This is a genomic window from Streptomyces sp. LS-MS-L19, from assembly GCF_058382285.1.
Genome location: NZ_JBYCLL010000001.1, coordinates 2,522,992 through 2,542,073, shown reverse-complemented (window position 1 = coordinate 2,542,073; position 19,082 = coordinate 2,522,992). Strand labels below are relative to the sequence as shown.

19 protein-coding genes are annotated in these 19,082 nt (G+C 71.0%); 14 read left to right on the top strand and 5 right to left on the bottom strand.

The window, feature by feature from the left end; all coding sequences use genetic code 11:
- The first annotated feature begins 65 nt into the window (after positions 1 to 65).
- Positions 66 to 3,605: a DNA polymerase III subunit alpha gene (gene dnaE, locus AC2XR2_RS11240; RefSeq protein WP_381302878.1), complete on the top strand. Its 3,540-nt coding sequence runs from the start codon at positions 66 to 68 to the stop codon at positions 3,603 to 3,605.
- Positions 3,606 to 3,717: 112 nt separating this feature from the next.
- Here the strand turns inward: dnaE and AC2XR2_RS11235 are convergent, their stop codons facing one another.
- Entirely contained in the window at positions 3,718 to 3,882 is a 165-nt protein-coding gene (locus AC2XR2_RS11235; RefSeq protein ID WP_491514945.1) for a hypothetical protein, read from the bottom strand.
- A gap of 221 nt (positions 3,883 to 4,103) precedes the next feature.
- On the opposite strand from AC2XR2_RS11235, the gene AC2XR2_RS11230 reads away from it, so the two are divergent.
- From AC2XR2_RS11230 to AC2XR2_RS11215, 4 genes are all read left to right on the top strand, one after another.
- On the top strand, positions 4,104 to 5,324 hold the full coding sequence (locus AC2XR2_RS11230; protein ID WP_381302876.1) for an NYN domain-containing protein: 1,221 nt from the start codon (positions 4,104 to 4,106) through the stop codon (positions 5,322 to 5,324).
- Positions 5,325 to 5,444: 120 nt separating this feature from the next.
- Positions 5,445 to 6,419, top strand: a complete 975-nt coding sequence (locus tag AC2XR2_RS11225) for an ABC transporter ATP-binding protein (RefSeq protein WP_123760132.1) — start codon at positions 5,445 to 5,447, stop codon at positions 6,417 to 6,419.
- 73 nt (positions 6,420 to 6,492) lie between these two features.
- A complete protein-coding gene (locus AC2XR2_RS11220; RefSeq protein WP_356465946.1) occupies positions 6,493 to 7,317 on the top strand; it encodes an ABC transporter permease in 825 nt (274 codons plus the stop codon).
- Between the two features lie 34 nt (positions 7,318 to 7,351).
- Positions 7,352 to 8,029 carry an AAA family ATPase gene (locus AC2XR2_RS11215; RefSeq protein ID WP_491514944.1) on the top strand — a complete coding sequence of 226 codons (678 nt, stop codon included), beginning with the start codon at positions 7,352 to 7,354 and terminating at the stop codon, positions 8,027 to 8,029.
- 532 nt (positions 8,030 to 8,561) lie between these two features.
- On the opposite strand, the gene ybaK is transcribed toward AC2XR2_RS11215, so the two are convergent.
- From ybaK to AC2XR2_RS11195, 4 genes are all read right to left on the bottom strand, one after another.
- Positions 8,562 to 9,065, bottom strand: a complete 504-nt coding sequence (gene ybaK / locus AC2XR2_RS11210) for a Cys-tRNA(Pro) deacylase (RefSeq protein WP_491514943.1) — start codon at positions 9,063 to 9,065, stop codon at positions 8,562 to 8,564.
- Between the two features lie 17 nt (positions 9,066 to 9,082).
- Positions 9,083 to 9,823 (bottom strand): LON peptidase substrate-binding domain-containing protein, encoded by a 741-nt coding sequence (locus AC2XR2_RS11205; RefSeq protein WP_330267565.1) that lies wholly within the window; start codon positions 9,821 to 9,823, stop codon positions 9,083 to 9,085.
- 11 nt (positions 9,824 to 9,834) lie between these two features.
- Positions 9,835 to 10,842 (bottom strand): hypothetical protein, encoded by a 1,008-nt coding sequence (locus AC2XR2_RS11200; RefSeq protein WP_491514942.1) that lies wholly within the window; start codon positions 10,840 to 10,842, stop codon positions 9,835 to 9,837.
- Between the two features lie 121 nt (positions 10,843 to 10,963).
- Positions 10,964 to 12,550 carry an oxidoreductase gene (locus AC2XR2_RS11195; protein ID WP_330267567.1) on the bottom strand — a complete coding sequence of 529 codons (1,587 nt, stop codon included), beginning with the start codon at positions 12,548 to 12,550 and terminating at the stop codon, positions 10,964 to 10,966.
- Positions 12,551 to 12,722: 172 nt separating this feature from the next.
- Here AC2XR2_RS11195 and hisD point away from each other — a divergent pair, with 172 nt between their 5' ends.
- From hisD to AC2XR2_RS11150, 9 genes are all read left to right on the top strand, one after another.
- Positions 12,723 to 14,048: a histidinol dehydrogenase gene (hisD, locus tag AC2XR2_RS11190; RefSeq protein WP_491514941.1), complete on the top strand. Its 1,326-nt coding sequence runs from the start codon at positions 12,723 to 12,725 to the stop codon at positions 14,046 to 14,048.
- Complete coding sequence (locus tag AC2XR2_RS11185) at positions 14,045 to 15,154, top strand: histidinol-phosphate transaminase (protein WP_491514940.1); 1,110 nt, start codon at positions 14,045 to 14,047, stop codon at positions 15,152 to 15,154. Before hisD ends, AC2XR2_RS11185 begins: the two co-directional genes overlap by 4 nt.
- Positions 15,151 to 15,744, top strand: coding sequence for an imidazoleglycerol-phosphate dehydratase HisB (gene hisB / locus AC2XR2_RS11180; RefSeq protein WP_007381383.1), 594 nt, complete (start codon positions 15,151 to 15,153; stop codon positions 15,742 to 15,744). Before AC2XR2_RS11185 ends, hisB begins: the two co-directional genes overlap by 4 nt.
- Positions 15,741 to 15,905 carry a hypothetical protein gene (locus AC2XR2_RS11175; RefSeq protein WP_185092791.1) on the top strand — a complete coding sequence of 55 codons (165 nt, stop codon included), beginning with the start codon at positions 15,741 to 15,743 and terminating at the stop codon, positions 15,903 to 15,905. Before hisB ends, AC2XR2_RS11175 begins: the two co-directional genes overlap by 4 nt.
- Complete coding sequence (gene hisH / locus AC2XR2_RS11170; RefSeq protein ID WP_436801407.1) at positions 15,902 to 16,549, top strand: imidazole glycerol phosphate synthase subunit HisH; 648 nt, start codon at positions 15,902 to 15,904, stop codon at positions 16,547 to 16,549. Before AC2XR2_RS11175 ends, hisH begins: the two co-directional genes overlap by 4 nt.
- A complete protein-coding gene (gene priA, locus AC2XR2_RS11165; protein ID WP_381302868.1) occupies positions 16,549 to 17,277 on the top strand; it encodes a bifunctional 1-(5-phosphoribosyl)-5-((5-phosphoribosylamino)methylideneamino)imidazole-4-carboxamide isomerase/phosphoribosylanthranilate isomerase PriA in 729 nt (242 codons plus the stop codon). The genes hisH and priA overlap by 1 nt, the downstream gene beginning before the upstream one ends.
- Positions 17,274 to 17,669, top strand: coding sequence for a RidA family protein (locus tag AC2XR2_RS11160; RefSeq protein WP_381302867.1), 396 nt, complete (start codon positions 17,274 to 17,276; stop codon positions 17,667 to 17,669). Before priA ends, AC2XR2_RS11160 begins: the two co-directional genes overlap by 4 nt.
- Complete coding sequence (gene hisF / locus AC2XR2_RS11155) at positions 17,666 to 18,421, top strand: imidazole glycerol phosphate synthase subunit HisF (protein ID WP_381302866.1); 756 nt, start codon at positions 17,666 to 17,668, stop codon at positions 18,419 to 18,421. The genes AC2XR2_RS11160 and hisF overlap by 4 nt, the downstream gene beginning before the upstream one ends.
- Before the next feature lie 72 nt (positions 18,422 to 18,493).
- Positions 18,494 to 19,081: an ArsR/SmtB family transcription factor gene (locus AC2XR2_RS11150; RefSeq protein WP_491514939.1), complete on the top strand. Its 588-nt coding sequence runs from the start codon at positions 18,494 to 18,496 to the stop codon at positions 19,079 to 19,081.
- Position 19,082 lies beyond the last annotated feature (1 nt).

Below are 19,082 nucleotides of genomic sequence, written 5' to 3'. Positions count from 1 at the left end.
CTTCGACGCTGTCCCCGGATCTGTCCGCCCGCCCGTCGCCGAGTGTTTTCCATGGAGGCCACGCCGTGTCAAAGCCGCCGTTCACGCACCTGCACGTCCACACCCAGTACTCCCTGCTGGACGGTGCCGCGCGGCTCAAGGACATGTTCGACGCGTGCAACGAGATGGGCATGACCCACATCGCCATGTCCGACCACGGCAACCTGCACGGGGCGTACGACTTCTTCCACTCGGCGAAGAAGGCGGGGGTCACCCCGATCATCGGGATCGAGGCGTACGTCGCCCCCGAGTCCCGGCGCAACAAGCGCAAGATCCAGTGGGGCCAGCCGCACCAGAAGCGGGACGACGTCTCCGGTTCCGGTGGTTACACCCACAAGACGATGTGGGCGGTGAACTCCACCGGCCTGCACAACCTCTTCCGGCTCTCCTCGGACGCCTACGCCGAGGGCTGGCTCCAGAAGTGGCCCCGGATGGACAAGGAGACCATCTCCCAGTGGTCCGAGGGGATCGTCGCCTCCACCGGCTGCCCCTCCGGCGAGCTCCAGACCCGGCTGCGGCTCGGCCAGTACGACGAGGCCCTGAAGGCCGCCGCCGACTACCAGGACATCTTCGGCAAGGACCGCTACTTCCTGGAGCTGATGGACCACGGCATCGAGATCGAGCACCGGGTCCGCGACGGCCTCCTGGAGATCGGCAAGAAGCTCGGCATCCCCCCGCTGGTCACCAACGACTCGCACTACACGTACGCGCACGAGGCGACCGCCCACGACGCCCTGCTGTGCATCCAGACCGGCAAGAACCTCTCCGACCCGGACCGCTTCAAGTTCGACGGCACCGGCTACTACCTGAAGTCCACGGAGGAGATGTACGCCATCGACTCCTCGGACGCGTGGCAGGAGGGGTGCGCCAACACCCTCCTGATCGCCGAGATGGTCGACACCACCGGCATGTTCGAGGCCAAGAACCTCATGCCGAAGTTCGACATCCCCGACGGCTACACCGAGGTCACCTGGTTCAAGGAGGAGGTCCGCCGGGGCATGGAGCGCCGCTTCCCCGGCGGCATCCCCGAGGACCGCCAGAAGCAGGCCGACTATGAGATGGACGTCATCATCTCGATGGGCTTCCCCGGCTACTTCCTCGTGGTCGCCGACTTCATCATGTGGGCCAAGAACAACGGCATCGCGGTCGGCCCCGGCCGAGGCTCCGCGGCCGGCTCGATCGTCGCCTACGCCATGGGCATCACCGACCTCGACCCGATCCCGCACGGCCTGATCTTCGAGCGGTTCCTCAACCCCGAGCGCATCTCGATGCCCGATGTCGACATCGACTTCGACGAGCGCAGGCGCGTCGAGGTGATCCGGTACGTGACCGAGAAGTACGGCGCCGACAAGGTCGCCATGATCGGCACCTACGGCAAGATCAAGGCCAAGAACGCGATCAAGGACTCCGCGCGCGTGCTGGGCTACCCGTACGCGATGGGCGACCGCATCACCAAGGCGATGCCCGCCGACGTCCTCGGCAAGGGCATCGACCTCAACGGCATCACCGACCCCTCGCACCCCCGCTACTCGGAGGCGGGCGAGGTCCGCGGGATGTACGAGAACGAACCGGACGTGAAGAAGGTCATCGACACCGCCAAGGGCGTCGAGGGCCTGGTCCGGCAGATGGGCGTGCACGCCGCCGGCGTGATCATGTCCAGCGAGACCATCACCGAGCACGTGCCCGTCTGGGTCCGGCACACCGACGGTGTGACCATCACGCAGTGGGACTACCCGAGCTGCGAGTCGCTCGGCCTGCTGAAGATGGACTTCCTCGGCCTGCGCAACCTGACGATCATGGACGACGCCGTCAAGATGGTGAAGTCCAACAAGGGCATCGACCTGGAGCTGCTGAGCCTCCCGCTGGACGACCCCAAGACCTTCGAACTCCTCCAGCGCGGCGAGACCCTCGGCGTCTTCCAGTTCGACGGCGGCCCCATGCGCTCCCTGCTGCGCCTGATGAAGCCCGACAACTTCGAGGACATCTCCGCCGTCTCCGCGCTCTACCGTCCCGGCCCGATGGGCATGGACTCGCACACCAACTACGCGCTGCGCAAGAACAAGCTCCAGGAGATCACCCCCATCCACAAGGAGCTCGAAGAGCCCCTCAGGGAGGTCCTGGACGTCACCTACGGCCTGATCGTCTACCAGGAGCAGGTGCAGAAGGCCGCCCAGATCATCGCCGGCTACTCGCTCGGCGAGGCCGACATCCTGCGCCGCGTGATGGGCAAGAAGAAGCCCGACGAACTGGCGAAGAACTTCACCATCTTCCAGGCCGGCGCCCAGAAGAACGGCTACAGCGACGAGGCCATCCAGGCCCTGTGGGACGTGCTGGTCCCCTTCGCCGGCTACGCGTTCAACAAGGCGCACTCCGCCGCGTACGGACTGGTGTCGTACTGGACCGCCTACCTGAAGGCCAACTACCCGGCCGAGTACATGGCCGCCCTGCTGACGTCCGTGAAGGACGACAAGGACAAGTCGGCCGTCTACCTCAACGAGTGCCGCCGCATGGGCATCAAGGTGCTCCCGCCGAACGTCAACGAGTCGGTGCACAACTTCGCGGCCCAGGGCGACGACGTGATCCTCTTCGGCCTGGAGGCGGTGCGCAACGTCGGCTCCAACGTGGTGGAGTCGATCATCAAGAGCCGCAAGGCCAAGGGGAAGTACGCCTCCTTCCCCGACTACCTCGACAAGGTCGAGGCGGTCGCCTGCAACAAGCGCACCACCGAGTCGCTGATCAAGGCGGGCGCCTTCGACACCCTCGGGCACACCCGCAAGGGCCTGACCGCGCAGTACGAACCGATGATCGACAACGTGGTCGCGGTCAAGCGCAAGGAGGCCGAGGGCCAGTTCGACCTCTTCGGCGGGATGGGCGAGGAGGAGAGCAACGAGCCCGGCTTCGGACTCGACGTGCAGTTCACCGACGACGAGTGGGACAAGACCTATCTGCTCGCCCAGGAGCGGGAGATGCTCGGTCTGTACGTCTCCGACCATCCGCTCTTCGGCCTGGAGCACGTGCTGTCCGACAAGGCCGACGCGGGCATCGCCCAGCTCACGGGCGGCGAGCACGCCGACGGAGCCGTGGTGACGATCGGCGGCATCATCTCGGGCCTCCAGCGCAAGATGACCAAGCAGGGCAACGCCTGGGCGATCGCCACCGTCGAGGACCTCGCCGGTTCCATCGAGTGCATGTTCTTCCCGGCGACCTACCAGCTGGTGTCGACCCAACTCGTCGAGGACGCCGTGGTGTTCGTCAAGGGCCGCCTCGACAAGCGCGAGGACGTGCCCCGCCTGGTCGCCATGGAGCTCCAGGTCCCGGACCTGTCCAACGCGGGGACCAACGCGCCGGTGATCCTCACCATCCCCGCGCTGAAGGTCACCCCGCCGATGGTCAGCAGGCTCGGTGAGATCCTCAGCCACCACAAGGGCGAGAGCGAGGTCCGCATCAAGCTCCAGGGACCGAGCAAGACGACGGTCCTGCGGCTGGACCGGCACCGGGTGAAGCCGGATCCGGCGCTCTTCGGTGACCTGAAGGTGCTGCTCGGACCGTCCTGCCTGGCGGGCTGAGCGGGCCCGGAACATGCGGAGGGGCGCACTCCTTACGGGGTGCGCCCCTCTGTGTACCCGGGCCTCAAGGACCCTTCGGGCACCTGGGTCTCAACAACCCTTTATGCACATGTCAGTTGTGGCCGAAGTTTTTCTGCCGACCCTTGCGGGCCATGTCGCCGGGAGTCACCTGCGGCCCGTGCTGCTCGGTCTGTGTCTCCATCGAGGAGTGCTGGGGCTCCTGCCGGGCGCGCTCGGGCTGCGACGGCTTACGGTTCTGCTTCTTGTTCTTGGCCATGGTGATGCCTCCTGTGGGGATCTAGGGGCCAGGGCCGGGACCAGATTCACATATGCTGACAACAGGCGCATTTCGGATAATTACCGTGCGTGACAGGGGATGTCGCCGGGCAATGCCCCGAAACGCCACGCCGAAGATCGAGTTCGGGCCGTTAACCCCCGCGCGGTCGGGCAGACTCGAAGCAAGCCCGAAGCAAACCTCCCGGAAAGAGGGTGGAAAGCGTGGACCGCTGCATCGTCCTGGTGGACGCCGGGTATCTGCTGGGGGCCGCCGCCAGTCTCCTCGCCGGGGAGCCCTCCCGTTCCCGCATCACCGTCGACCACGCCGCCCTGGTCCAAGGGCTGCGCGACCGGGCCGAGTCCGACACGGAACGGCCCCTGCTGCGCATCTACTGGTTCGACGGCGCCCCCGACCGCGTCCCGCAGCCCGAGCACCGCAGGCTGCGCGTGATGCCCCGGGTCACCGTCCGGCTCGGCGCCCTGACCCGCAGCGACGGACGCTGGGCCCAGAAGGGCGTGGACGCCGCCATGCACGCCGAGCTCACCGAACTGGCCCGCAACCGTGCCTGCTCCGACGTCGTCCTCGTCACCGGCGACGGCGACCTGCTGCCGGGCATGATGGCGGCCAAGGAGCACGGGGTCGCCGTACACCTGTGGGCCGTGCAGGCCGCCGACGGGGACTACAACCAGTCGGAGGACCTGGTCGCCGAGGCGGACGAGCGGCGGGTGCTCGACCGTACGTGGATCACCAAGGCCGTCCGCGCGAAGGACCTCGGTGGGGTGTGCGCGCCGCCGCCCGTGCCGCGGCCCGAGATCGCCGCGATCCTCTCCGCGCCGCTGCCCGAGTCCGCGCTCTCCCGGGCACCCGAGCGGACCGACGAGGAGACCGAGCACGCCCCGGCGGGCGCCCCCTCGGAGAACGGCACGCAGGAGCGGGTGCCGGCGCCCAAGGGGGTGCCGACGCCCAAGGACCTCGCCGCGCTGCGGTCACCGGGCACCCAGCCCGCCCAGCACCCCGCGAGCGCGACCCTGCGCTGGTCCTCCGACAAGGGCTGGGTCGACCGCCCCGGGGGCGCCGCCGAGCCGCCCGAGGTGGCGTCCATGCCGACCCTCGCGCAGCTGACCACCGCCGAACAGCGCTGGGCCGACCGGGAGGAGGACATCACCACGGTCGGCGGGGACCCCTTCGAGGTGGGGCAGGTCTTCGCACGGCGGTGGATGGAGCGGCTCGGGGACCAGGCGCACCTGCAACGGCTGTCCGGGATGTACCCGCGGGTGCCGCACCGGATCGACGGCGAGCTGCTGCGGTACGCGGCCCGGTTCGGGCTGCTCGCGCACAAGGACGACCAGATCGACGAGCACGACCGCTACGCGATCCGGGCAGGGTTCTGGCGGGAGATCGACGTGCGGACGGCCGCGGAACACGCGCCCGCCGGTGAGTGAGTATTACGGCGTATTTCGGTATGAGAGGTGCCCCGGGAACGGCGGAGCGCTCCCGACCCCGTAGTCTCGTGCCTTGTGAGTACGCGCGCTGCACCGGCACTTCGACACCGTGGTGATGTCGTGTGCGCGGTGCGCGGGCTGACCAAGACCTATCCGGCGGTCCGCGGCCGGCGCGGGGCCCCGGGCACGCCCGAGGTGCGGGCCACCGACGACGTGCGCCTCGACATCCGGCGGGGTGAGATCTTCGGGCTGCTCGGACCGAACGGCGCAGGCAAGACCACTCTCGTACGTCAGCTCACCGGGCTGATGCGCCCCGACAGCGGCAGCGTCGAGATCCTCGGCCACGACATCGTGCGCCACCCGGACCGGGCCTCGCGGATCCTCGCCTACCTCGGCCAGGAGTCCAGCGCCCTCGACGAACTGACCGTCTCCCTCGCCGCCGAGACCACCGGCCGGCTGCGCGGCCTGGAGGCCCGGCAGGCGCGGGCCGAGCGGGACGCCGTACTCGACGAACTGGGGCTCACGCCCATCGCCGGGCGGCCGATCAAGAAGCTGTCCGGCGGGCAGCGGCGGCTCGCGTGCTTCGCCGCGGCGCTCGTGGGGGAGCGGCCGCTGCTCGTGCTCGACGAGCCGACCACCGCGATGGACCCCGTGGCGCGGCGCGCGGTGTGGTCCGCCGTGGACCGGCGGCGGGCCGAACACGGCACGACCGTCCTGCTCGTCACCCACAACGTCATCGAGGCGGAGACCGTGTTGGACCGGGTCGCCGTCCTCGACCAGGGGCGGGTCATCGCCTGCGACACGCCGTCCGGCCTCAAGGAACAGGTCGCCGGGGAGGTCCGCGTGGACCTGGTGTGGCGCGAGGCCGCCCCGCTGCACGTCCCCGAGGTCGCCGCCCTCCAGGACCGGGCCGTGGCCGCCGGACGCCGCTGGACCCTGCGGCTCGCCCCCGAGGAGGCCCGCGCGGTCGTCGCCACCGTCACCGGCGGGGCCGCGTTCGCCGCGCTGGACGACTTCACGCTCGCCACGCCCAGCCTGGAGGACGTGTACCTCGCGCTGGGCGGGGCCGCGCAGCAGGGGCTGGTGAAGGCTTGAGCACGATGAGTCCGCGGACCGCCGTATCCGTACGTCACAGGGCGAGTGCCGGAGCGAAGAGGAGCAGAGCCACGTGAGTGTCGTACCCGCCGGGGTTCTGTCGGGCGGCGCCCTGGCCGTCGAGGAGACGGACCGGGACGCGGCGGCCGAGCTGGGGCCCCGCGCGCGGCTGTGGCCGTCGCTGGTGGCCGTGTACCGGGCGCAGCTGTCCCGCGCTCGGGTCGCGCGCATCCCGCTGCTGTTCGTGGCGACCTTCCAGTCCATCGGGATCATGATCCTGATGCGGGGGGTCGTGGACGACGCCGGCGAGGCGCGGTCCGTGGTCGCGGGCGCCTCGGTGCTCGTGGTCGCCTTCGTCGCGCTCAACCTGCTCGCGCAGTACTTCGGGCAGCTGCGGGCGAGCGGCGGGCTCGACCACTACGCCACGCTGCCGGTGCCGCCGGCCGCGGTGGTACTGGGTGCCGCGGGCGCGTACGCCTCCTTCACCGTGCCCGGGACCGTGGTGACCGCCGTCTTCGGGTGTGTGCTGTTCGGGCTGCCGCTGGCGCACCTGTGGGTGCTGGTGGCGGTGATCCCGCTGGCCGGTGCGGCCCTCGCGGGGCTCGGCGCCGCGCTCGGGCTGCTGGCGCCCCGGCCGGAACTGGCCACGCTGCTGGGACAGCTCGGCATGTCCGCCGCGCTGCTGCTCGGGGTGCTGCCCGCCGACCGGATGCCCGAGGTGGTGCGCTTCGCCCGGGACCTGCTGCCCTCGACCTACGGCGTCGAGGCCTTCGCACGGACCTTCGGGCCGCATCCCGACTGGGCGTTCGTGCTCGGGGACCTCGCCGTGTGCGGGTGCGTGGGCGTGGTCTCGCTGGCCGTCGCCACCTGGGCCTATCGCCGGGCGGCCGTCCGGTGACGCGCCGCACAGGCGGGCCTGGCACGATGTCAGGGTGACCGCACCGTTGACTCCCCCTCCGCCGCCGCACGAACCCTCCTCGCACGATGCGTGGCAGGCTCCTGATGCCGGGTACGCGACTCCCTCCGACGTCGGGTACGGGCACGGCGGGCCCGGGATGCGGACCGAGCTGCTGGAGGCCGCGGTGATCACGGTCGGCGTGGCGGTCGTCGGGGTGCTGCTCGGGGTGCTGTGGTGGTGGCTGGCGCCGCATGTGCCGCTCGTCGGGGATGTCGACGAGCAGGGCGGCTGGGTCGTCTATCTCAAGGACACGGAGGGCGAGCAGGCGGTCGGGGTGGACGGAACGTTCACGCTGCTGGCGCTCGCGTTCGGATCGGTGAGCGCGCTGGCCGTGTTCCTCTGGCGGCGGCGCGGCGGGGTGCCGCTGGTCGTCGGACTGGCCCTCGGCGGGCTCCTGGGGTCCCTGCTCGCGTGGCGGGTGGGCCTGTGGCTCGGGCCCACGTCCGACGTGCTGGCCCACGCGAAGTCCGTGGGCAAGGGGGTCACGTTCTCCGCGCCGCTGAAGCTGGGGGCCAAGGGGGCCCTGCTGGCCTGGTCGCTGGCCGCGCTCCTGGTGCACCTGGGACTCACGGCACTGTTCGGGCCGCGCGATCCCGAGCCGGCGTACGGGCGGCCGGTGGCCGAGGGCGGGTTCGGTCCGCCTGCGCAGTAGCGCTCCGGGGCCGTCCCCGGCGGGGGCCGGGCTCCGTCACTGATGGCATTCGCACGGGCGCACCCCACGGCCCGGACAGGAACCCGGCGCGAAGACCTGGTCGACGACTCCACGGGACTGGAGCGCGGACAGCAGCCGGTGGAATCCCGCGACGGAATCCCGGTCCTTGACGGTGCCGCCCTCGATCGCGGTCGCCGGCAGTGGCTCCCTCTGGCGCGGATCGCCCAGGTCCGGTGTCCGGGCGTCGTCGAAGGTTTCTGGAGCAGGCCGCGGGTGGTCTCGAAGCGGGAGCGGCGGTGCTCGGGCCGGTGGACGCGGACCGCCGGCGCGACCGCCGCGAGGGCCGGTACGGCCGACGCGCCGCCGGCGATCGTCGAGCACTCGTCCTCGCGCACTCTCGCACCGGCCGGCCCCGCGCTAGGCCGGGCGCCTGCCGTGGTTCGAGCGGCCCTTCTTCGTGCGCCACTTGCGCTTGCGGGTCCTTTTCGACATACCCCTTCTCATAACCGAGGAAGGGGACTCCGTCGAGGGGTCACGCGCGGGCGACCGGGGCGAGGGTCGCGTCGGTGAGGCGGGCGAGGTCGGTGGGGGAGAGTTCGACCTCCAGGCCCCTGCGGCCGGCCGAGACGCAGATCGTGGGGTGGGCGGAGGCCGAGGCGTCCAGGACCGTGGGGAGCCTCTTGCGCTGGCCCAGCGGGGAGATACCGCCCCTGACGTAGCCCGTGGTGCGTTCGGCGAGGGTTGGGTCGGCCATCGCGGCCCGCTTGCCGGACACCGCCGTCGCCAGGGCCTTGAGGTCCAGGGAGCCCGCCACCGGGACCACCGCCACCGTGAGCGTGCCGTCCACGTCCGCGACCAGGGTCTTGAAGACGCGGTCCGGGGAGACGCCCATCGCCTCGGCCGCCTCCTCGCCGTAGGACGGGTGGGAGGAGTCGTGGTCGTAGGCGTGGACCGTGAAGGGCACGCCCGCGGCGGTCAGGGCCACCGTCGCCGGGGTGCCTCCGGACTGCTGTTGCTTCTTGGCCTTCTTCGGCATCTGACGGTTCCCCGGGTTCAGTTCAGACTCGTCGGGCCGCGCGTCAGTTCCGACGCCGGCAACGACGGAAGGTTACGGATGATCGCCGTCTCCGCGCGCAGCAGTCTCAGTTCGTCGCGGAGGCGGGAGGCGGTGTCGGGGGCCTGGAGCAGGCGCTGCTTGGTGGGGGTGTCCAGCATCATCGCCGCCGCCACCAGGTAGGAGACCACGGAGGGCTCGTCCGGCAGGTCCGTGCCGCTCGACAGGGAGCGTTCCCGGGCGCCCGCCAGGCGCTTCTGGTACTGGCGGAAGGCCCGCAGGACCCCTTCGGCCAGCGGCCCCGACTCGTCGCCCGCCGACTCCTCCAGCTCCTCCAGTTCGGCCGTCAGATACGGGCCCGAGGCGTCGACCGACACCAGCCGGACGCGGGTGGTGCCCGTCGCCAGGACCTCGAAGGTGCCGTCGGGACGCTCCCGTACCGTCGCCGCGTCCGCCACACAGCCGGTGGAGTGGAACGCCTTGAGCGGGTCGTCGCCGAAGCCGGCCGCCGGGCCGCGCTCCGGCACCGACGTCTGGTCCGGCATGCCGGGTGCGCTGGGCGCCACCTCGTGGCCGTCGCGGATCGCCACGACGGCGAACCGGCGCGGCTCCTCCTCGGGCGTCTTCAGCAGGTCGCGCATCATGGCGCGATAGCGCTCCTCGAAGACGTTGAGAGGAAGCACGAGCCCCGGGAACAGCACTGAGTTCAGGGGGAAGAGCGGGAGCCGCACGGTGGTCACGGCGCCAAAGCCTAATGGCCTCCGGAGCGGACACGTCCCCCGTGCTCACTCCGTGGATGGATCAAGGCATGCCGCCGGACCTCCTCGCGGACCTCGAGGAAGCGGCCGAGGGGATCCTCCGACTCCCGGCTCCACGGGAACGAGGTGGCGTAGGGGCCCACCATGCGCAGCTGCTCCAGGGCGTCCGTCCAGCGGCCGAGGCGCACCAGGACGAACACCAGCTTGTTGCGGATCTCCGCAGGCCACGGGTCGGCCACCGCGAACGTGTCGGACAGCTCGATCGCCCGGTCGGCCGCCGCGTCGAGCCGCTCGCGCGCGACCGCCGTGCCGCCGTCGTCGGTCAGACAGGCCAGCGTGGCCCGCGCGGGCAGCGCCTGGATGAGCGAGCGGGACGGGGCGTCCTGCGCGGCCCGCTCGGCGAAGTCGAAGCACTCCCGGTGCGAGCCCCGCCAGGAGGTCGCCAGATAGCGCAGGGCGGCCACATGGCAGCCGTAGTGGAGCGGGGCGCGCCGCAGGGCCGCCTCCCACAGCTCGCCGAAGTAGGTGTGCCCGGCCTGCGAGCCGCGCGCGTGGTCCAGCGCGAGGCGCCACGGCACCGGGTCGCGGTCCTCAGCGCGCGCGGCGGCCGTGATCAGCGGGCTCACCTCGCGCAACAGCTCCGCGCGGGCCGGAGAGTCCCAGGCGCGGTCCACCGCGAGCTGGGCGGCCAGCAGCAGCCGGTCCGGGTCCTGCGGGGCCTCGGCGCGCCAGGTGTCGTACCACTCGGAGCGCGAGCGGGCGAAGGCGGCCAGCCGCCGGACGTACCGGTCGCGCAGCTCCCAGGCGGCGTCCTCGCGGGTCGCGGCGAGCAGCGCGGCCGCCCGCCCGTGGGAGCCCTGTCCGGCGGCGACCAGCGCGGGACCGAGCCGGTCGTCGGGCGCGTCGAGCAGCACCTCGTCGTCGGCGGGCAGTCCGCCGGTGAGGTACGGGGGTCTCCGCGACGCGCGGAAGGGGGGCAGCAGAGCCATGGTGTCGACCATTGAAGGACCGCGACTCGGCGTTCCGCCAGTGCGCACGTGCAACTCGTAGAAAGTTGTACGGCGGATGGTCAAGGCGCGGTAAAGACGAGACCTTTGTTCACCTTCCGCACCACGGACCTCCTCAATTCCGCCGCAAAAGCCTGGTCGCACCCGCCGCCACCGTGGTCGCCAGGATCCAGCCCAGGAGAACCATCACCGCCGCCAGCCACTGCCAGCCGCCGCGCAGCTGCCAGAACCCGACCTGTCCGAGGTCGATCACCGGAAGCAGCAGGTCCAGGGCGAACAGGGCGGGGTTCCACGCCGGATGATCGCCTCCCTTGAGCGGCGGATGGCTCGCGTGTGCGAACGCCACCGAGCTCGCCGCCCACAGCACCGCCATCCACACGGCGGCCCGGCCCGGCCGGTAGCCGTAGGCCACCGTCCAGTCCTGCACATAGCCCCAGAACTTCGCCGCGGGCGGCAGGGTCTCCCGGCGCCGGCGCTGCTTGGCGAGCAGCACCTCGCGCGCGTCCTCGTCCTCGCCGCCGGCCCGCAGCACGGCGGCGAGCCTCTCGTACGGCTCCGGGTTGTACTCGGCGGTCGCGGCCGCCACCCACTCCAGGCGCTCGGCCAGCGGGAAGGGGCCGTGCGGGACGAGGTTCTCGTAGACGAAGCCCCCCATGTGGAGGTTGCCGGGCCCCGGCCAGGCGGTCGCCCGGTCCACCAGGTTGCCGACCCGGGCGCCCGACAGGACCACCTTGCCGCGCTGCGGCTTCTCGCCCAGGAAGCGCAGCTCCGGGGCCTGGATGCGGCGCAGCGACAGCTCCTGCTCGTCGGTGAAGGTGAACCGGGCCCGCTCCAGGTCGACGGCGTCCCCGAACCGCCCGTCGTCCAGCCGGACACCGCCCTGGCACTCGAAGCGCTGGATCCGCGTCCCGCGCGCGGGCGTCGCCCCGCTCAGCATGGACGCGCCGACGCCCGCCGGGGTCAGGTAGAGCGTGCGCTCGACGGTCAGCTGCGGGGCGTTCAGCGCGAGCCGGGTGTACGGGTTGTTCAGCCGGGCGCCGCGCAGGCTCAGCGAGACGCCGATCGTGGCGCTGCGCAGGCTCAGCTCGCCGTGCGACTCCAGGAGCTCGGCCTGGAGGTCCTGGCCGACGGTCATGCCGTCCGCGGCGATCGAGCGGCCGCTGCGGTCGCGGTACACGATCGCCTGGTTCATCAGCAGGTCGGTGCCGATGTGCGCGTCGGTCAGCCGGACGCCGTTGTGGAAGCGGCAGCGCGGCAGATGCAGATCGCCCTCGGTGTGCACCCGGGCGGCCTCCAGGCGCGGTACCGAGCAGTCCACGAACCGCGCGGTGGTGAAGCGGGCCTCCGGCAGCAGGATCTCCCGCTCGAAGCGGCAGCCCTTCATCTCCAGGTACGGCACGATCGTGCCGCCCGCGAGGTCCAGGGTGCCGCTGATCTGCACGCCGGTGAGCTTCAGGGACGACACCCGGCCCGCGAGCGCGGGCGGCCCGTCCAGGAGCAGCCAGCAGATGATCCGCGCGCGTACCGTCCGCTCGGGCCCCCAGGGATGCCCGCCGTGCGGGTCGTCGACGACGGTGTCGCCGCTGCTCAGGTCGTACACGCTGCCGTTGCGGAAGGCCTGCCACATGCCGGCCTCGGCGGCGGTCAGATCGTCCGGCAGGTCTCCGTCGCGGATGCCCCGGATGCCGGCCCCCTCGGTCACGGTTCTTCCAGCTCCTTGCGGCTCGTGTCCTGCGGCTCGTGGGATTCGTACAACCGTTCATGCCCGCTGAGTGACGCCCAGAACACTAGACGTGAAGGGGATCTTCCGGGTTGCGTATCAGCCATTGGAATGCGCGGACGGCCGCTGAGGAGGGTCTGAGAGAATTGGGAACGTGATCTCCCGAATCGATCTGCGCGGCGACGCCCTCCCCGAGGGCCCCGCCCTGCGCGACCTGCTGCCCCGAGCCGACTTCGACGTCTCGGCCGCCCTGGAGAAGGTGCGTCCGATCTGCGAGGCCGTGCATCATCGGGGCGACGCGGCGCTGATCGACTTCGCCGAGAAGTTCGACGGGGTGCGGCTGGACCGGGTGCGGGTGCCCGCCGCCGCGCTCGACAAGGCGCTCGAGGAACTCGACCCCGCCGTGCGCGCGGCCCTGGAGGAGTCCATCCGCCGGGCCCGGCTCGTCCACCGCGAGCAGCGCCGCAGCACGCACACGACCCAGGTCGTGCCGGGCGGCAGCGTGACGGAGAAGTGGGTGCCGGTCGACCGGGTCGGGCTGTACGCGCCCGGCGGGCGGTCCGTCTACCCGTCCTCCGTGATCATGAACGTGGTGCCCGCGCAGGAGGCCGGCGTCGAGTCCATCGCCCTCGCCTCCCCGGCGCAGGCCGAGTTCGACGGCCTCCCGCACCCCACGATCCTCGCGGCCTGCGCGCTGCTCGGCGTCGACGAGGTGTACGCCGCCGGTGGCGCCACCGCCGTCGCGATGTTCGCGTACGGCACCGAGTCCTGCCCGCCCGCCGACATGGTCACCGGGCCCGGCAACATCTGGGTCGCCGCCGCCAAGCGCTACTTCACCGGCAAGATCGGCATCGACGCCGAGGCAGGCCCGACCGAGATCGCGGTCCTCGCGGACTCCACCGCCGACCCGGTGCACGTGGCGTCGGACCTGATCAGCCAGGCCGAGCACGACCCGCTGGCCGCCGCGGTCCTGGTCACCGACTCCGTCGAACTCGCGGACGCGGTCGAGAAGGAGCTGGAGCCGCAGGTCGCGGCCACCCGGCACATCGAGGACCGGATCGTGCCCGCCCTGGGGGGCAGGCAGTCCGCGATCGTCCTGGTCGACGGCATCGACGAGGGCCTCAGGGTCGTCAACGCGTACGGCGCCGAGCACCTGGAGATCCAGACCGCCGACGCCGCTCAGGTCGCCGACCGGGTGCGCAACGCCGGTGCGATCTTCATCGGGCCCTGGGCGCCCGTGTCCCTCGGCGACTACGCGGCCGGGTCCAACCACGTGCTCCCGACCGGCGGTTGCGCCTGCCACTCCTCCGGCCTGTCCGTCCAGTCCTTCCTGCGCGGCATCCACATCGTCGACTACACGAAGGACGCGCTGGCCGAGGTCGCGCATCACGTGGTCACGCTGGCGGAGGCGGAGGACCTGCCCGCGCACGGCGCGGCGATCAAGGCGCGGTTCGACTGGAAGGTACCGACGAGCAAGTGAACTTCGGCATCGACGATCTCCCCGTACGGGACGAGCTGCGCGGCAAGTCCCCCTACGGCGCGCCCCAGTTGGACGTCCCCGTACGGCTGAACACCAACGAGAACCCCTACCCGCTGCCCGAGCCGCTGGTCGAGCGCATCGCCGAGCGCGTCCGCGAGGCCGCCCGCGACCTCAACCGCTACCCCGACCGGGACGCCGTGGAGCTGCGTACGCAGCTCGCCAAGTACCTGACGGACACGTCCGGTCACGCGGTGGGCCTGGCCAACGTCTGGGCCGCCAACGGCTCCAACGAGGTCCTCCAGCAGCTGCTCCAGACCTTCGGCGGGCCCGGCCGTACGGCGATCGGCTTCGAGCCGTCGTACTCGATGCACGCGCTCATCTCGCGCGGCACCGGCACCGGCTGGATCTCGGGCCCTCGCAACGAGGACTTCACGATCGACGTCGAGGCGGCCGTGCGGGCGATCGCCGCGCACAAGCCGGACGTCGTGTTCATCACGACCCCCAACAACCCGACCGGCAACGCCGTCCCGCCCGAGACGGTCCTCGCGCTGTACGAGGCCGCGCAGGCGGCGAAGCCGTCCATGGTCGTGGTCGACGAGGCCTACATCGAGTTCAGCCACGGCGACTCGCTGCTGCCGCTCATCGAGGGGCGCCCCCAGCTCGTCATCTCCCGGACGATGTCGAAGGCGTTCGGCGCGGCCGGGCTGCGCCTCGGCTATCTGGCCGCGCACCCGGCGGTCGTGGACGCCGTGCAGCTCGTACGGCTGCCCTACCACCTGTCGGCCGTCACCCAGGCCACCGCGCTGGCCGCCCTGGAGCACACCGACACGCTGCTGAAGTACGTCGAGCAGCTGAAGGCCGAGCGGGACCGGCTGGTGAGCGAGCTGCGCGCGATCGGCTTCGAGGTCGTGGAGTCGGACGCGAACTTCGTGCAGTTCGGGCGGTTCGAGGATTCCCACGTGGCCTGGGAGAAGATCCTCGACCAGGGCGTCCTGGTCCGGGACAACGGCATTCCGGGGTGGCTGCGGGTGTCCGCCGGAACCCCCGAAGAGAACGACGCGTTCCTCGACGCGGTCCGTGAGTTGAAGAAGGAGCAGAGCACATGAGCCGCGTAGGACGCGTGGAACGGGTCACCAAGGAGACCTCGGTGCTCGTCGAGATCGATCTCGACGGCAGCGGAAAGGTCGAGGTGTCGACAGGAGTCGGCTTCTACGACCACATGCTCGACCAGCTCGGCCGGCACGGTCTGTTCGACCTCACCGTGAAGACCGAGGGCGACCTGCACATCGACTCGCACCACACCATCGAGGACACCGCCCTCGCCCTCGGCGCCGCCTTCAAGCAGGCGCTCGGCGACAAGGTGGGCATCTACCGCTTCGGCAACTGCACGGTCCCGTTGGACGAGTCCCTCGCCCAGGTCACCGTCGACCTGTCCGGCCGCCCCTACCTCGTGCACACCGAGCCCGAGAACATGGCGCCGATGATCGGCGAGTACGACACCACGATGACCCGGCACATCCTGGAGTCCTTCGTCGCCCAGGCCCAGATCGCGCTGCACGTGCACGTGCCGTACGGCCGCAACGCCCACCACATCGTGGAGTGCCAGTTCAAGGCGCTCGCGCGGGCCCTGCGCTACGCCTCCGAGCGCGACCCGCGCGCGGCCGGCATCCTCCCCTCCACGAAGGGCGCGCTGTGAACGGCCTGTCGACCCTCCTGATCGTCGTCGGCCTCTTCCTGGCCGGCGGCATCTACTCCTTCGTCAAGCAGCAGATGCCCAAGAGTCTGATCGTGCTGCTCTCCATCGCCGCCGGGATGTGTCTGGTCGCCGGTGTCATGAGGCTGGAGGTGTGGAGTTGAGCGCTTCTCCTTCGAAGAAGGTCGTCGTCTTCGACTACGGCTTCGGCAACGTGCGGTCCGCCGAACGCGCCCTCGCGCGCGCGGGTGCCGAGGTCGAGATAACGCGCGACTACGACAAGGCCATGAACGCCGACGGTCTGCTCGTGCCGGGTGTCGGTGCCTTCGCCGCCTGCATGAAGGGCCTGCACGAGGCGCGCGGCGACTGGATCATCGACCGCCGGCTGTCCGGCGGCCGCCCGGTCATGGGCATCTGCGTCGGCATGCAGATCCTCTTCGCCCGCGGCATCGAGCACGGCGTGGAGTCCGAGGGCCTCGACGAGTGGCCCGGCTCGGTCGAGCCGCTCCAGGCCGACGTGGTGCCCCACATGGGCTGGAACACCGTCGACGCGCCGGCCGACTCCCAGCTGTTCGCCGGCCTGGACGCGGACGCCCGCTTCTACTTCGTGCACTCCTACGCCGTCCACGACTGGTCGCTGGAGACCCACAACAAGGCGATGACCGCGCCGAAGGTCACCTGGTCGACGCACGGCAAGCCCTTCGTGGCCGCCGTGGAGAACGGCGCCCTGTGGGCCACGCAGTTCCACCCCGAGAAGTCCGGCGACGCCGGTGCGCAGCTGCTGAACAACTGGATCGGAACCCTCTGATGCCCTCGAAGCTCGAACTCCTTCCCGCCGTGGACGTCCGCGACGGCCAGGCGGTCCGCCTCGTGCACGGCGAGTCCGGCACGGAGACCTCGTACGGCTCCCCGCTGGAGGCCGCGCTGTCCTGGCAGCGGTCGGGCGCCGAGTGGCTGCACCTGGTCGACCTGGACGCGGCCTTCGGCACCGGCGACAACCGCGAGCTGGTCCGCCAGGTCACCGAGGCGATGGACATCAAGGTGGAGCTGTCCGGCGGCATCCGCGACGACGCCTCCCTGGCCGCCGCGCTCGCCACCGGCTGCACCCGCGTGAACCTCGGTACGGCCGCCCTGGAGAGCCCGGAGTGGGTCGCCAAGGTCATCGCCGAGCACGGCGACAAGATCGCGGTGGGCCTGGACGTGCGCGGCACGACGCTCAAGGGCCGGGGCTGGACCAGTGAGGGCGGCGACCTCTACGAGGCGCTGGAGCGGCTCGACAAGGAGGGCTGCGCCCGCTACGTCGTCACCGACATCGCCAAGGACGGCACCCTCCAGGGCCCCAACCTGGAGCTGCTGAAGAACGTCTGCGCGGCGACCGACCGCCCGGTGGTGGCCTCCGGCGGGGTGTCCTCGCTGGACGACCTGCGGGCCATCGCCGAGCTCGTGCCCCTCGGTGTCGAGGGCTCGATCGTCGGGAAGGCGCTGTACGCGAAGGCGTTCACCCTGGAAGAGGCCTTGGAGGCGGTGGCTCAGTGAGCGATCTGCGACGCGTCACGACCGGTGCGCCCTGGGAGGAGACCTTCGGGTACTCCCGCGCGGTGGAACTTCCCAACGGCCTGGTGCTGGTGTCCGGCTGCACCTCGGTGGTCGACGGCGAGATCGTCGCGGGCGACCCGTACGAGCAGACCGTCAACTCCTTCGACGTCGCGTTCGCGGCGCTGGGGGAGCTGGGGCTCGGCCGGGACGACGTGGTGCGGACGCGCCTGTACATCACCCACGCGCGGGACGTGGAGGAGGTCGGACGCGCTCACAAGGAGCTGTTCGACGCCGTCCGGCCCGCCGCATCCCTGATCATCGTCTCCGGCTTCGTGGACCCCAGCCTGGTCGTCGAGGTCGAGGTGGAGGCGTTCCGAGGAGCCCCCGCATGACCCTCGCCGTACGAGTGATCCCCTGCCTGGACGTGGACAACGGCCGGGTCGTCAAGGGCGTCAACTTCCAGAACCTGCGCGACGCGGGCGACCCGGTCGAGATGGCCAAGGTGTACGACGCCGAGGGCGCCGACGAGCTGACGTTCCTGGACATCACCGCGTCCTCGGGCAACCGCGAGACCACCTACGACGTGGTGCGCCGCACCGCCGAGCAGGTCTTCATCCCGCTCACGGTCGGCGGCGGGGTCCGCACGGCCGAGGACGTGGACAAGCTGCTGCGGGCGGGCGCGGACAAGGTGGGCGTGAACACGGCGGCCATCGCGCGTCCCGAGCTGATCAAGGAGATCGCCGAGCGGTTCGGCCGGCAGGTGCTGGTGCTGTCGGTGGACGCGCGGCGCACCGAGTCGGGCTCCTTCGAGGTCACCACCCACGGCGGCCGTCGCGGTACCGGCATCGACGCGGTCGAGTGGGCGCACCGGGCCGCCGAACTGGGCGCCGGTGAGATCCTGCTCAACTCGATGGACGCGGACGGCACCAAGGACGGCTACGACATCGAGATGATCGAGGCCGTCCGCAAGCACGTCACCGTCCCGCTGATCGCCTCCGGCGGCGCGGGCACACTGGACCACTTCCCCCCGGCCGTCGGCGCGGGCGCGGACGCCGTCCTGGCGGCCTCGGTGTTCCATTTCGGCGATCTGCGGATCGGCGAGGTCAAGGAGACGCTGCGGGGGGCGGGGCACCCGGTTCGCTGAACCCTCAAGGTACGAAAGAGAAGTTGCGCAAAATCCATTGTGCAACTTTTCTTTCGTATCTACGGTGAGTTCATGTCACGCGAGGAGAACCGTCCCATCACCGACCTCGGCACGCTCAAGGCACTGGCCCATCCCCTGCGGATGCAGCTGTACCGGGGCCTGTGCGTGGCCCGGGTCGCCACCGCCTCGCACCTCGCCGACCAGGTCGACGAGGCCGTGTCCCTGGTCAGCTACCACCTGCGCAAGCTGGCCGAGCACGGGCTGATCGAGGAGGCCGAGCCGCAGAGCGGGGACGGCCGGGAGCGCTGGTGGCAGCCCTCGTCCGAGGGCGTGAGCATCCGCGACCGGGACTTCCGGGACGCGCCGGAGCGGGCGGCGGCACACCTGGCGGCCACCCGGCTCTTCCACGAGCAGCGCGCCGACATGTACCGCCGCTACCTCGACGAACGGCCCACCTGGAGCGCCGAGTGGAACGCGGCCGCCCCGGACAGCGAGTCGCTGCTGCGGCTGACGGCCGGCGAACTGGACGAGCTGCGCGAGGAGTTGCTCACCCTCGCCAGGAAGTACGACGAGAAGGGCCGGGCCGCCGAGGCCGCGGGCGACACCGAGGGGCGCGAGAACGTCGCGCTGCACGTGTACGGCTTTCCGTTCCGCGTCTGAA